The sequence below is a fragment of the Phenylobacterium sp. genome, from assembly GCF_030651755.1.
Classification (GTDB): Bacteria; Pseudomonadota; Alphaproteobacteria; order Caulobacterales; family Caulobacteraceae; genus Phenylobacterium.
Genome location: NZ_JAUSBZ010000100.1, coordinates 35,042 through 49,088, shown reverse-complemented (window position 1 = coordinate 49,088; position 14,047 = coordinate 35,042). Strand labels below are relative to the sequence as shown.

The 14,047-nt window shown below is 69.1% G+C and carries 10 protein-coding genes; 2 read left to right on the top strand and 8 right to left on the bottom strand.

Going from position 1 to position 14,047, the window contains the following annotated elements; translation table 11 throughout:
- Positions 1-33 precede the first annotated feature (33 nt).
- The 7 genes from Q7V15_RS09395 to Q7V15_RS09365 form a co-directional block, all read right to left on the bottom strand.
- Entirely contained in the window at positions 34-1,629 is a 1,596-nt protein-coding gene (locus Q7V15_RS09395) for a leucyl aminopeptidase (RefSeq protein WP_304755308.1), read from the bottom strand.
- 116 nt (positions 1,630-1,745) lie between these two features.
- Positions 1,746-2,051 carry a DUF2149 domain-containing protein gene (locus Q7V15_RS09390; RefSeq protein ID WP_304755307.1) on the bottom strand — a complete coding sequence of 102 codons (306 nt, stop codon included), beginning with the start codon at positions 2,049-2,051 and terminating at the stop codon, positions 1,746-1,748.
- Complete coding sequence (locus tag Q7V15_RS09385) at positions 2,051-2,521, bottom strand: MotA/TolQ/ExbB proton channel family protein (RefSeq protein WP_304755306.1); 471 nt, start codon at positions 2,519-2,521, stop codon at positions 2,051-2,053. The genes Q7V15_RS09390 and Q7V15_RS09385 overlap by 1 nt, the downstream gene beginning before the upstream one ends.
- Complete coding sequence (gene cobN / locus Q7V15_RS09380) at positions 2,508-6,452, bottom strand: cobaltochelatase subunit CobN (protein ID WP_304755305.1); 3,945 nt, start codon at positions 6,450-6,452, stop codon at positions 2,508-2,510. The genes Q7V15_RS09385 and cobN overlap by 14 nt, the downstream gene beginning before the upstream one ends.
- Positions 6,453-8,408 (bottom strand): TonB-dependent receptor domain-containing protein, encoded by a 1,956-nt coding sequence (locus Q7V15_RS09375; protein WP_304755304.1) that lies wholly within the window; start codon positions 8,406-8,408, stop codon positions 6,453-6,455.
- A 120-nt stretch (positions 8,409-8,528) separates the two neighbouring features.
- Positions 8,529-9,365, bottom strand: a complete 837-nt coding sequence (locus Q7V15_RS09370) for a universal stress protein (protein WP_304755303.1) — start codon at positions 9,363-9,365, stop codon at positions 8,529-8,531.
- Positions 9,366-9,422: 57 nt separating this feature from the next.
- Positions 9,423-11,042: an MBL fold metallo-hydrolase gene (locus Q7V15_RS09365; protein ID WP_304755302.1), complete on the bottom strand. Its 1,620-nt coding sequence runs from the start codon at positions 11,040-11,042 to the stop codon at positions 9,423-9,425.
- Positions 11,043-11,201: 159 nt separating this feature from the next.
- Here Q7V15_RS09365 and Q7V15_RS09360 point away from each other — a divergent pair, with 159 nt between their 5' ends.
- Together Q7V15_RS09360 and Q7V15_RS09355 are read left to right on the top strand one after the other, a co-directional pair.
- Complete coding sequence (locus Q7V15_RS09360; protein WP_304755301.1) at positions 11,202-11,669, top strand: YaiI/YqxD family protein; 468 nt, start codon at positions 11,202-11,204, stop codon at positions 11,667-11,669.
- Between the two features lie 78 nt (positions 11,670-11,747).
- Positions 11,748-12,101 (top strand): DUF1428 domain-containing protein, encoded by a 354-nt coding sequence (locus tag Q7V15_RS09355; protein WP_304755300.1) that lies wholly within the window; start codon positions 11,748-11,750, stop codon positions 12,099-12,101.
- 5 nt (positions 12,102-12,106) lie between these two features.
- On the opposite strand, the gene Q7V15_RS09350 is transcribed toward Q7V15_RS09355, so the two are convergent.
- Entirely contained in the window at positions 12,107-14,035 is a 1,929-nt protein-coding gene (locus Q7V15_RS09350) for an alpha/beta fold hydrolase (protein WP_304755299.1), read from the bottom strand.
- Positions 14,036-14,047: the final 12 nt, after the last annotated feature.

Here is a 14,047-nt window from a genome sequence, read left to right as displayed (position 1 = left end):
AAAGTCCTTGCTCAACCGTCCCGGGCGCGCAGTTCACGGCTGGAAGTCGCGGACGAAGCGCTCGAGCAGGCGGACGCTGAAGCCTGCCGAACCTGCGGGCTTGGCGACGGTGGCCGCGCCATAGGCGACGCCGGCGATATCCAGATGCGCCCAGGGCGTATCCGGGCTGATGAACTCCCCGATGAAGTGGGCGCCTGTGCCGGCGCCGGCGCCCTCGCCGCCGCCATTGCGCAGATCGGCGATGGTGGAGCTGATGTCGGTGCCGTAGCTGGGATGCAAGGGCAGGCGCCACAGGGGCTCGCCCACCGCCTCACCGGCGGCCGTCAACTGCTGGGCCAGGGCGTCATGCCGACTGAACAGGCCGGCATACTTGTCCCCCAGGGCCTGCCGCACCGCGCCGGTCAGGGTGGCCACATCCACCACAGCGGACGGCTGCAGGTTGGCGTCGACCCAGGACAGGGCGTCGGCCAGGACCAGTCGGCCCTCGGCGTCGGTGGAGACGATCTCGATGGTCTTGCCGTTCATGGCGGTCAGCACATCGGCCGGCCGGATGGCGCGGCCATCGGGCATGTTCTCGGCCAGGGCGGCGATGGCCACCACATTGACCGGCGCGCCGGCCTTGGCCAGCGCCATGAACGCTCCCGTCACGCTGGCGGCGCCGGACATGTCCATCTTCATGTTGCCCATATTGGCGCTGGGCTTGATGGAGATGCCGCCGGTGTCGAAGGTGATCCCCTTGCCCACCAGCACCACCGGGGCGGCGGGCGCGCCGGCCCCGCGATACCGCATGATCAGCATGCGCGGCGGGCGCTCCGAACCCTGGCCAACCCCCAGAATCGCCCCCATGCCCAGGCGCTCCATGGCCGGCACGTCCAGCACCTCGACGCTGACGCCAGGCACGCCGGCCAGGCTCGCCCGCGCCCGCGCCACGAAGGACTCTGGATAGAGTATGTTGGCCGGCTCGTTGGACACGTCCCGGGCCCAGGCCATGCCCGTCACCAGCGCCTGCCCCCTCGGTCGGAACAGGGCCTCGGCCGATGGGGCGGCCTCGCTGACCATGGTGATCGGCCCCGTCGCCCCACGCCCGCGCGCCTTGGCCTGATGGAAGTCCGAGCGGTATTCCCCCAGCCCCAGGCCGATGGCCAGTTCGGCCACCGCCGCCGCAGGCAGGCCCTCGGCCAGAACGGTGATGGCGCCGGCCTCGTCCCGCAGGGCGCGTCCAGCGCCAGCGCCAGCGGCCTGATAGGCCTTGGCGTCAGCCTGTTCCCCCAGGCCCACCACCTGGATCAGATCCCAGGCGCCAAGGCCCCGCAAGGTGAGGGACTTGCCGTCTGCATAGGTGAACTTCGCAGACGTCAGGGCCCGGGCCACCGCGGCCCGTTCGGCCTCACCAAGGCTGGCGCCGCGCCGCGCCAGATCGCCTTCGGCCGCAAGGGGCAGGACAAGCACGCCACCGGGCGCCGGCGCCTGGACAGCGAAGGTGACCGGGCGCTGGGTGGCGGGAACCGCGAGGGCTCCCCGGGCCGGCGCCTGGGCGCCTCGGGGCTGCGCATCGGCGGCGGTGGGCAGGCAGAGCGCCAGAGCCAGGGCGCCGGGAGCGGCGAAGGCGATCATGCGGCGAGGAATCATGCGGAACTCCAGATCTTGAACAACGTCGCCGCGGCGGCTGGTCAGCGGCGGCAGGGCGACAGCTTGAGCGCCAATCAAGAGCCTCCGCGCCTCCGCGGCAAGCCCCGCAAGGTCATCTATTCGGGCACATAGACCATCTTGCCGTCGGGCAAACGATAGGTGATCCCGGCCTTGACCCCCTGGCCCTCGCCGATGGCGCCGGAGGATTCATAGCGGGTCAGTTCCTCGCCCTCCTTGATGATCATGGTCATGTCCGCCGCGCCTGGGTTCTGCACCACGATGACGTTCTCGGCGTTGAACGGGTTGAGCGGGTTCTGGACGATGACGATCATCAGGATGGCGATCACCACCACAAAGACATCGATCAGATTGACCACCGACAGGATGGGGTCGTCGGCCTCATCGTCCTCGAGGAAGCGCATCAGGCCGCCCCGCGTTCGAAGCTGCGCAGCTCCTCCAGCAACCAGCGCCGCCGGATGGTCAGGATGACATGGGTGATGCTGGCGGCGATCAGGGCCAGGACCACGCCGGAAAAGGCCACCACCAGGTTCTCGCCAATGGTTCGCCCGTCGCCTTCGCCAAGCGCCAGCAGAGCCGGGCCCATGGGGATCATGGTCGCCACCAGGCCCAGCATGGGGGCGCTGCGCGAGGTGATCCGCAGCCATTCCAGGCGCTTCATGATCCACAGCTCCAGATCCTCGCTCGACGCGCCCGTGGCCGCCTGATGGGCGATGAGGCGGGAGCTGTAGGCGCCTGAGCGCCGCTGGGCGAACTCCATCAGGAAGGCGCCCAGGGCGATGAAGGCATAGGCCAGGGCGATGACGATCAGGGCCAGGGCCGGCAGCAGAAACAGTCGGGCGAGGTCGAACAGACCAGCCTCAAGGCCGTGCATGGGACAACTCCAGGAAGGAACGCGGACGGGACTGGGCCTGACCGGCCGCCCCGATCAGGGTGAAGGTCAGTAGGGCGACGAGGCCCAGCAGGGCCCGCCAGTGGGACAGGGGGGTCGGGGGCGCCGGCGGCTGCACCTTCTCCAGCACCTGACCCCGAACGACGGGGGGCGGCGCAGGCGCGACCTCCGCGGCGGGCTCCGGCGGCGAGGCCTCGCCCGGGGACGCTTGGCCCTGGGGGGCGGCGGCGCCCGCCACGGGGGCCTGCGCCGACAGGCCAAAGCCGCTGCTCAGCAAGGCGGTGGTGGCCGCCTCGCCGGCCATGGCCCCGGCCTTGGTCAGCTCTGACCAACGCTTGGAGAGCTCGGCCAGGGTTTCGGCGTCAGGGGTCCAATAGCCCTTGCGGATGGTCTCGGTCAGCCGCTCGATCAATTGGGCCTGGGCGGTGGGATTATGGGCCTCAAACCAGTCGTTCAGCCCCAATTTCCGCCGATCCATGACGAAGGTCTCGTGCATGGCCTGCCACTGGTCGGGGCGGACCATGGCCGGATCGGTCACCTGCCAGCCGAACAGATTGTTGGTGACGTCGAGGATCTCCAGGGTCCCGGCATAGCCCTCTCCCTGCATGGCGGTGATCCACTGGGGGTTCAGATAGCGGCTGCGCAGTTCGTCGGAGAGGACCGAGGCGGCGGTTCGCACCCGCGGGGTCGCGCCCCGGGCGTCGGTGATGAACAGGTCGGGGCTGGCCCCATCCAGCTTGCGGATCGCCATGGACAGGCCGCCCAGATATTCGAACGGATGGTCGGTCGATAGCACGCCGTGCAGGTTGGACGAGCGCGACAGCAACGCGGCCTGGACCCCGCTGAGCTGGGCGGCGAAGAGGTTGGTCCCCTCGACCGTCTCCCCCCAGGCCTCAGCCCCATAGGCGTACTGCAGGCGCGAGAGGAACCGATCAGCCACCTCGCCGTCAGACTCCCAGGCCGTGGAGTCCAGCACGGCGGCCGGAACCCCGCTGCCATAGTCGCCAGGGGCGTTGCTGAAGAGGCGGATGGCCGACAGCCGCCTGGCCTGATCGGCCGGCTGGCCCGCGGCGATCAGCTGGGCCTCCACCTTGGCGCTGTTGGCGGCGATGGTGTTGCCGGCCTCCTCAAGGGCGGCCAGCCGGGTCAGCGCCCCGCCCAGCAGCCGCATGAATCCGTCGAACTGGTCGCGATAGACGCTGGTGATCTGGAAGACCACATCCACCCGCGGGCGTCCCAGCTCGGCGGCCGGGACGATCTCCAGGTCCACCACCCGTCCCCCCTGGTCCCAGACGGGACGCAGGCCAAGCGCGTGCAGGGCCTGGCTCTCCACCACCCCCAGCGTTCTCACCGCCTCCCCAGACCAGAGGGTGAAGGCGAGTTTGCGCGGCGGCTCGCCATGCTGGTCCACATAGGCGGCCTGCAGGCGGTCGAAGGCCTCGCCGCCGGCGATATAGGCCGCCAGGGTGGGGAGCTTGTCAGGCTCGAAGCTGAACAGGTTGCGGCCGCTCGGCACGTCGGGATTGCGCACCGGGTCGCCGCCCGGCCCCGCGGCGATGAAGCCGCCCGCAAGGCCGGCCAGCAGGGCTTCCATCTCCCCGGTCTCGGCCAGGTGGCGATCCAGTTCGGCGGCCCGCGCCAGGAGGGCGCGCAGAGCCTCGTCAGCCACGGCCTCAGGGGGCTCCCCCTCCCGCAGCTGCCGCTGGAGCAGGAGATAGGGTTCGCTCTGGCGGATCTGCTCGGCGTCCTCGGCGAACACCTCGTCGGCGTCGAGGCCAAGCTGCTGGTAATAGGGCCGCCCCAGTTGCTGCATCACCGTCAGCAGGCGCTGTTCCGGCGCCGCCGGCTCGCCAAAGGTATGCAGGCCCAGCGGCGTCACGGACGCGGCGAGGGCGTGCAGATGGTCGTGCAGCTCGATCATGTAGTCGGGAAAATCAGCCGCCACGCGGCCACCGTCCCAGCCGATGTCCTGGGCGATGCCCTCGCGGACGGTCAGCTCCGCGATCTGCGCGGCGGTGCGCTGGCGCACCGGCCCATCCTCCAGCTGCCCGTACTCGTGCACCAGGGCGTGGACGTCGCGCAGTTCGTCATAGAGGCCGGCCGGGGCGAAGGGCGGGGTCTGGTGGCTGATGGTGACCGCCCGACCGCGCCGGCGGGCCTGGATGGCCTCGCCCACATTGTCCTGGATGTAGGGATAGAAGACCGGAACGTCCCCGACCGTGAGGAAGGGATAGTCCTCCACCGACAGGCCGCGATCCTTGCCCGGGGTCCATTCCTGGGTCCCGTGGGTGCCGAAGTGGATCAGGGCGTCGCTGGCCAGCGGCTCCCGCATCAGCAGATAGGCTGCCAGATAGAGGTGGCCCGGCGGGACCTTGGTGTCGTGATAGGACTCCCCTGGCCGGTCGGCCCGGGGGGGCTGGGGCATCAGGGTCAGCTTGCCCAGGCTCAGCCGGGGAATGACGAAGTGGGGTTCGCCCGCCACGCGGCGCACCGCCCAGTGGTCTTCAGGCGCGCCCCAGCGCTGGCGGACCGCCGCGCCGATCTCCGGGGCCTGGGCGTCGAGCCAGGCTCGGTAGGCGGCCACCGGCAGGGTGGCGGCCAGGTCCCGGGCCAGAAGGTCATCCAGGGTTTCTGGCCGGTAGTAGCCCCCGAGCAGGGCCTGCGCCCCGCTGATCAGGGCCTGCTCCTCGGTCGGCGGCACGTCATAGCCCTCGGCCGCCAGTCGGGCGCTCAAGGCCTCAAGGCTGCGCGGCACATTGAGATTCGACGCCCCCAGATTCTTCTCGCCCCCGGGATGGTTCCAGAACATCAGGGTCAGCCGCTTGTCGGCATTGGCCTTGTTCCGCAAGGCGCCCAGCCGGGCGGCCTTGGCGATCAGGGCGTCCACCTGGGCCGGGATCGGCCGCGTCTCCCCCCGATCCACCGTCGCCAGCACCATGGGGTCGCTCACCCCCCAGGCCTCCGGCGTGGCGAGCAGAACCGCGGTGGACTGGGTCGCCAGGCCGGTGGGCGAGGCCCGCCAGGCGGCGAGGTCGCCCTCCCGGTAGACGAAGCCCGACAGGACCGGCAGGCCCAGGGCCTCGAACTCGGCCTTGCGCGCGCCGCCGTTCTGCAGGTGCTGCAGATTGACCAGCACGTCGAGGCCGGCCGGAGCGGCGATCTGGGAGATGGCGTCGGCCTGAGCAGCCTCGAACCAGAAGACCACCGGAGCAACCCCCCTGGCCTCGGCGCTGCGGGCCAGGGCGTCCAGCAGGGCCGTCTCGCCGCTGGAAATGGCGCCGCCATAGGTGATGATCCCCAGGCGCGGGGCGTCCGCCGCCCAGCGGCCCTGGCCCCAGGCGAGATAGTCCGCCACCGCGGCGAACGGCCTGGCGGCGTCCGGGTGGTAAATCCCGCTGGCCGGCAGGGCCTGCGGCGCGGGAAATCCGCTCAGATCCGCGCCGGAGATCATAGCGGCCGCATAGGCGAACAGGGCCTGATGATTGGCCGCCCCGCCATTGGCGTAATAGGCGCTCAGCCGGGCCGCCGCCTCGGGCCGCAGTCCGCCGCCGAAGGCCGGGGGACCGCCGCCGACCCGCAGCCAGGGAACCGGAGCGTCCTCCAGCCCCCCCTCCAATCGGCCCATGACCTTGGCCAGGTCATTGGCCCGCGGCGTGTCGATCAGGATCAGATCGGCCCCGTCGAACCAGGCCTCGGCCGGCCGCTCATCGGTTTCGACCCAGACTCCATCCAGGCCCAGGCCCTCAGCCTCGGCCAGGTTCCGCAGGCGCTCAATCTTGCCCGGCAGAACGAAGTCGGTGGTGATGACCCGCATCAACGGGCCATCGTCGTTGGTCGCGGCCAAGGCCGGCGGCCCCAGGACCGCCGCCAGCCAGAGGCTGAGCCCCGCGAGCCAAAGGCGTGCGCGCCGCACCTAGAAGCTCAGATTGAAGCCAAGGTGATAGAGGCGGCCGGGCTCCGCATAGGTGAAGGAGCCAGACTTCTCCGCCAGCCGCTGGTCGGTGAGGTTTTCCACGCCCACCCGCAGGGTCACCCCCTCGAACAGACGCTGGCTCGCCTCCAGGGACCACAGGCTATAGTCGGGCAGGCGGCCGGTGCTGACAGTCTGCTCGCCCACATATTGCCCCCGCAACTGGGCGCTCAGCCCCGGGGTCGGCCGCCAGCGCAGGGTGGCGTTGGCGCGGGTCTTCGGGCGCTCCAGCAAGTCCTGGCCGGTCAGCCGGTTCTCCGTCTCCATGCGGGTGAGATTGGCGGACAGGTTGAGTTGGGCCGGAAGGTTCACATCCCCGCCGAGCTCCAGCCCGCGGATTCGGGCCTCGGCGACATTGCCATAGACGCGCACCTCGCGGCCGCGGATGCCGCAGAGTCGGACACACTGGGTCTCCACCAGATCCTCAAGATCGTTCTGGAAGACCCCCAGACGCGCCGACCAGCCCTCGCCCGCATAGTCGGCGCTGGCCTCATAGGTCGTGCCGATCTCGGGCTTGAGGTCCGGATTGCCGAAGACCGTGAACCGGCCACCGGCGGCCACGACCTGATAGTCGGGTGACAGCTGGGTCAGGCTGGGCGCCTTGAACCCGCGACCGATCCCGCCCTTCAGGGTCAGGCGCTCATTGAGGTGAAACACCGTGTAGAGGCGCGGGCTGGTCTGCCAGTCATAGGTGTCGTGATGGTCAAAGCGCGCGCCGCCCACCAGGGACCACTGCTCGGTGATGCTCCAGGCGTCCTGGATGAAGAGGCCGTACTGGTCGGCTTCGCTGCGGCCCTGGGCGTTCACGGCCGGATTGCGCAGCTCCTGGCGGCGGGCCTCGCCGCCGGCGCTCAACTGATGGGCGCCCCACGTCGTGCTTACATGGCCATCGACCACAGATTCCACGATGCGCACCGTGCCGCTGGGGGTCTGGTTCCGCGAGCGGATGTTCACCCGCTCAACCTCGCTGCGATAGGCCCGCGCCAGGGTCTGGCCAAAGCTGAAGTCGCCCCGGTGACTGGCGGAGATCTGCTGGCGGGTGATGTCGTCGGAGAATCGGTAATAGACCGGCGCCGTTCCGGTGGTGACCGTATCCCGATAGCGGAAGTCGGTTCCGGCCCCGTAGGTCAGGTCGATCCGCTGGGAGTCATCCGGCGTCCAGCTGAGGGTGGCCGAGGCGTTCAGCGCCCGGCGGCCTTCCAGTTCGGCCTGCCGGGGATCGGCCTCCTGATAGGTGGGGTCCCGTCCAGTGGAGTCGGCGTAGAGGCTCAAACCTAGCACGCCCTCCACCAGGGGGCCGCCGGCATAGGCGCCCATCTGATAGCTGCGCCCGGCCCCCCGCTCGGGGACAGAGCCGTTCAGCGTCGCGCTGCGCACCCAGGCGTCTGTGGCGCTGCGGGTGATGATGTTGACCACCCCGCCCAGGGCGTCGGCGCCGTAAAGGGAGGACATGGGGCCGCGCACGACCTCAATCCGCTCAATGGCCTCCACCGGCGTCCAGGCGAGGTCATAGTCCGCATGGGCCACCAGGCCGCCGACAGCGCTGATCCGTCGTCCGTCCACCAGGACCAGCGTATGCTCCACCGGCATGCCCCGCAGGCTGATTCCCCGCCGGGTCATGCCGATCCCGGTGATGTTGACCCCGGGCTCATCGCGCAGGGCGTCACTGAGATCCGCGATGGGGCGCGCCTCCAGCTCCGCGCGGCTCACCACCGAGATGGTGGCCGGCGCGTCTCGCAGGGCCTGGGGACCGGCCATGGGGGTGACCACCACCTGGGCAAGGTCGGTGGCGTCGTCAGCGACGGCCGGCGCCAGGGGGATCAGCCAGGCGAGGCTGGCCAACAGAGCGGCGCGACGGGACGGAACCCAGGAACGGGACGAAGCAATAGACAGCGACACAGAACGCCTCCCACAAAGAACGCGGGAGGTGTAACGTTATAACATATCTCGGAGTCAAGCCCGGCCTTCGCAGGGAAGGCGAGGTTTGTGACAGGCGCGCCCAGAGGCGGCGCCTGCGCCCTAATGGGAGGCGAAGATCGGGATGGGGCTGGCCGCCACCATCCGACGGCTGACCCCGCCCAGCAGCAGCTCCTGCAGCCGGGGCCGTCCGTATAGTCCCATGACCAGCAGATCAGCCCCCAGTTCGGCCACCTGCCGCTCGATCACCTCGACGGCGGACTCGTCCTGGCTGGGATCGACAATCAGCTGCGCCTTGACCCCATGTTTCGCCAGCAGACTCTGCAGCTGGCCATCTGGCCCCCCTTCCCCATCGGGGGAGACGGTCAGGACATGGATGGTCTCGGCCTGTTCCAGGATCGGCCAGGCGTCCTGCAGGGCGCGGGCGGCTTCCCGCCCGCCGTTCCAGGCCACCAGCACGCGACGTCCCACCGGTGGGGCGTAGTCGTCGTCCGGCATGATCAGCACCGGACCGCCGCTGGCCAGGGTGACCTGGGCTGCGCTCAAGCCATGCTCGCTGAGGCAGGCCTTGGCCTGACGGGGGAAGATGGTCAGGTCGCTGCGCCGGGCCACCGCCAGGAAGGCCTGCGGAGAGTCGCCGCCCGCCATTCGCCAGCCGTGCTCGACACCGCTCTCGGCGCAGGCGGCTTCAAACTGGGCTTTCGCCTCGCCAGCGATCTTGGCCACGGCCTCGTCATGGCCGCTCAAGACCCGCTGCACCACATCGGCCGGCAGCGCCGTGAGGCTCTCGGCCGCCATGTACTGGCGAACATATTCGCTGGTGAGAAAGACCCCGGTCAGTTGCGCCCCATGACGTTGGGCAAGGTCGGCCGCCGCCTTCGCCCGGAGCCCTGAGGCCTGGCTTTCATCGACCTGCACAATGATTTGACGAAAGGACATCAGGGGTCTCCTTGAAGTTGTTTTCATCCTGCCTGGGACCGCAACCCGAGGCCAGGGTCATGGCGCCGACGCCGGGTCGTTTTGTTCACCCAGCGCCTCAGCCAGCTTCGCCAGCAGCGCCTCGCGCGCCGCGTCGCTCGGCGCATCAGCCAGGGCGGCGTTCAAGGCCATGTTGAGGGCGATCCGGGCGTTGTGCCAATCGGCCTTCACCGCCGCCCCTGGAGGGAGCCGGGGCGGCCGCGGCGCAGCGCCGCCACCTGTCGCCTCCACCGCGGCGCCGGAGACCACATAGGTGGTGTCGAGATCGGGGATGCGGATGGCGGCCCCCTCGAAGCCGGCGGTGACCAGACGGTCCCTCAGACCCTCAAGGGCGTCGGGCTCGCCGTGGCAGAGGAAGACGGCGCCGGCCACCGGGGCGCGGGCCTTGGCCCAGGCCACGAGGCCGCCAGCATCGGCGTGGCCGGAATAGATGTCGAGGGCGCGGATGCGGGCGCGAACCTGCACCTCTTCGCCCTGAATGCTGACCCGGCTAGCGCCCTCCTCCAGGATGCGGCCCAGGGTTCCGACCGCCTGATAGCCCGACAGGAGCACGGTGGCCTCCCGGCGCCAGAGCAGCCGCTTGAGATGCTTCCGGACCCGGCCGGCGTCGCACATGCCGCTGCCGGCGAGGATGATGTGCCAGCCCCGCAGGCGCTCGATCCGGTCGCTTTCGGCCGGCTTGCGCAGGAAGTTCAGCCGCCCCCCGGCGCGCAGGCGGTCGAAAGGATTGACCCCCGTCGTGCGGTTATAGCCCCGCTGCTGGAAGACCTCGGTGGCCTCGATGGCCAGGGGGGAGTCCAGGAAGATGTCGGCTTCCGGGACGTCGCCGGCCTCCATGAGGGCGACCAGATCGGCGATGATCTCCTGGGCCCGCTCCACGGCGAAGGTGGGGATCAGGACGGGCCCGCCGGCCGCATGAGCGTCGCGCAGTTCCTGGGCGAGCGCCGCGCGGCGCTCTGGCGGCGCCAGGTTCAGTCGGTCGCGGTTTCCGTAGGTCGACTCGAGGATCAGGTGATCGACGCCGATGGGCCCCTCTGGGTCGGCGGCGTAGTCACGCCCCCCCTGCCCAATGTCCCCGGAGAACAGGAACGAGGTTTCACCCTCTTCAGTCTCCACCCGAAGTTCGATGGAGGTCGCCCCCAGGATATGACCCGCCTCCCAGTAGATGGCCCGGACGCCCGGGGCGATCTCGGCTGGAACCCCGAGCTTGACCTTGGAGAACTGACGGATGGTCCGCTCGCCGTCCCGGGCGGTGTAGATCGGCTCCACCTGCGGCAGGCCCCGGCGGAGATTGCGCCGGTTCAGGTGGCGGACCTCGGTCTCCTGGATGCCGCCAGCATCGGGCAGCATCACGCCACAAAGGTCCCGGGTGGCTGCGGTGGCGTGGATCGGGCCTTTGAAGCCCGCCTTGACCAGCTTGGGCAGCAGGCCGGCATGGTCGAGATGGGCGTGAGTCAGTAGGACCGCGTCGACCGTCTTCGGATCAAAGGGAAAATCGGCATAGTTCAGGGCCTTGAGGGTCTTGGGTCCCTGGAACATGCCGCAATCAATGAGCAGCCGCGCCTTCGGGGTCTCGACCTCCACACAGGACCCGGTCACGCACCCGGCGGCGCCATGGAAGGTCAGGGTGATGGACATGGGGACGCCTTCGAAAGCTGCGACGGACAGGTCAGGACCATCGGACGCCTGCTCGCCTCACCCTGTGATCCAGATCAAGTTGCAGAACTCTGTGCCGCAGCGGTCCCCCTTGGGACGCATCTCGGCTAGGACGGAGACCGACGCCCCAGGGAGCCTTCCATGAGCCGCAAGCCCATCGAGATCTTCATCGACGCCGACGCCTGTCCGGTGAAGGACGAGGTCTACAAGGTCGCCCAGCGCTATGGCCTGAAGACCTGGGTCGTCTCCAACGCCTTCATGATGATCCCGACGTCCCCCATGGTGGAGCGGGTGATCGTCGACGCCGGCCCCGACGTGGCCGACGACTGGATCGCCGAGCATGTGGCGCCGGGCGACGTGGCCATCACCAACGACATTCCGCTCGCCGAGCGGGTGCTGCAGGCGAGCGCCCACGCCATCGCGCCCAACGGCAAGCTGTTCACCGAGGACTCCATCGGCTCGGCCATCGCTCAACGGGCCCTGATGGAGCAACTGCGCTCCACCGGCGACATCTTCGGCGGCCCCAAGCCCTTCGACCGCAACGACCGTTCCCGGTTCCTGCAGGCCCTGGACGAGGTGATCCAGAAGGAGCGCCGCCGTCAACGGTGAGAATTGCGCGGCGGCTGTCGGAGTCTGCGGGCGCCATCCGTCCTTGAGCCGTGACCTGACCCCACCAAGGATAGACCCATGCCCTATGTTGACGGCTTCGTGCTCGCAGTCCCCAAGGCCAATCTGGACGCCTACAAGGCCATGGCCACCCTGGCCTCGGAGGTCTGGATGGAGCACGGCGCCCTGAGCTATGTGGAGTGCGTCGGCGACAACACGCCCGTCGGCGAGGTGACCTCATTCCCCCGCGCGGTCCTGGCCAAGGACGACGAGGTGGTGGTGTTCGCCTGGGCCACCTACGATTCTCGCGAAAAGCGCGACGAGGTCATGGCCAAGGTGATGGCCGATTCCCGGATGGCCTATGAGCCGGACAAGCTGCCCTTCGATGGCAGGCGGATGATCTTCGGCGGCTTTGAGTCGATGATCATCCGCTAACCGCCTCAAGGAGCCGGGTTCAGCACCGATTTCAAGAACTGGACCTCGGTGGCGCGCACGGCTTCCTGGTTCGACTTCTTGTGCACGCCGTGGCCCTCGTCCTTGGCCAGGATGTACCAGACCTCCGTGCCCTGGGCCCGGAGACTGGCGACCATCTGTTCGGATTCCGAGGCCGGCACCCGGGGATCGTTGGCGCCCTGATAGATCATCATCGGCTTCTTCATCCGGTCGCTCATATTGACCGGCGAGATCTTCTCGAACACCGCCCGCATGGCCGGGTCGCGCTCATCGCCATATTCGGCCCGGCGCAGATCGCGGCGATAGCCTTCGGTGTTTTCCAGGAAGGTGATGAAGTCGGAGATGCCGTAGAGGTCGATGACCCCCACCAGCCGGTCGTTGTAGTGGGCGGCGACGGCGAGCGCCATGTAGCCGCCATAGGACTGACCGACCACGGCCACGCGGCGGGCGTCCAGGTCCGGCTGGGTCGCAACCCAGTCCAGCAGGGCGCCGATATCCTTGACCGAGTCCTCGCGCTTTTCGGCGTTGTCGAGGGAGAGGTAGGTCTTCCCATAGCCGGTGGAGCCCCGGACATTGGGGATGATCACGGCGGCGCCCAGCTCGTTGACCCAGGACTGGCGGCGGGGATTGAAGCTCGGCAGTTCCTGACCCTCAGGCCCACCATGAATCTGGATGACCACCGGCAGCTTTCCGCGCGCGCCTTCGGGGCGATAGATGAAGGCGGGAATCGAGCGGTCATCGAAGGTCGGGTAGCGGAACAGAGCCGGCTCCACGAGCGTCGACGGGTTCAAGCCGCCCAGTTCGCTCTGCGTCCAGCGGGTCAGCCGGCGGCTGGAAAGCTCATAGTCCCAGACATCCCCTGAGGTCGTCGAGGTGGAGAGGCTGAGCCCCAGGCGCGCGCCGTCCTTGGAGAACTTCAGGGCGGTCAGCACGCCCTTGGGCAGGTCTGGCCCAGGCAGCAGACGGCCGCTGGCCACATCCCGCAGCAGGACCTTCGAATAGCCCTCCTCATTGACCACATAGGCGATGGTCCTGCCGTCCGGCGACAGATCAAAGCCTTCGGCGCCCCAGGTTGACCCGGGGGCGAGGTCCCGCATGGCGCCCGTGGCGAGATCAAACACCACCGGACGGGCCACCTCCGAACCGTCGTCCGACAGGGTCACCACGCCCGCGCCGCCATCGACGAAGGCCGCGCCCTCATAGAACACCTGGCGATCGGTTGGCCCCACCGGCGTCAGCTGGCCCGAGGCCACGTCAAGGACGAACAGCTCCACAAAGGCGATGGAATTGTAGCGGCTGATCAGGATGCGCCGGCCGTCGGGCGAGATGGCCGCAGGCGCCATGGCGCCCTGCCCCTCCAGAACCACCCGGCGGGAGTCCGGCGCCGAGGTCTGGGCCAGCATGATGTCATAGTTGGGATCGCCCGGGGTCACCTGGCTCCACACCACCACCGCGCCGTCCTTGGAGAAGACGAAGTCGCTATTGCGGGTGTCGGGCGCCGTCAGCCGCACCTCCTGTCCGTCCACATCCCGCAGGAAGCCCTGATAATATTCCGAGCCGCCCTCATCCCGCCGATAGGCGAAGCGGCTCGCGCCGGGCTGCGCCTTGGCTGCGGTGATCGGCTCAGCAAAGAAGGTGAGCTGGGTCCGCGCCGCGCCGGGCGCCGTCAGCCTGTGGATCTGCGTCGTCTCGCCGAACCGGGTGGAGATCAGCATGGAGCCGTCGGCCAGCCAGTCTTTGAACTCCGCCGAGCGAACCTCGTAATAGGGCGAAATGGCCGCCTGCAGCCCGGGCGGGGCGGCGGGAACGCCCTCATAGACCAGTTGGCCGATCTCCCGGCGCTCGACCTGGGCGGCCGCGCCTGCGGCCATGCACAGGGCCAGCCCCGCTCCAAGACAGATTGTACGCAACACCATGACCGACCCCTG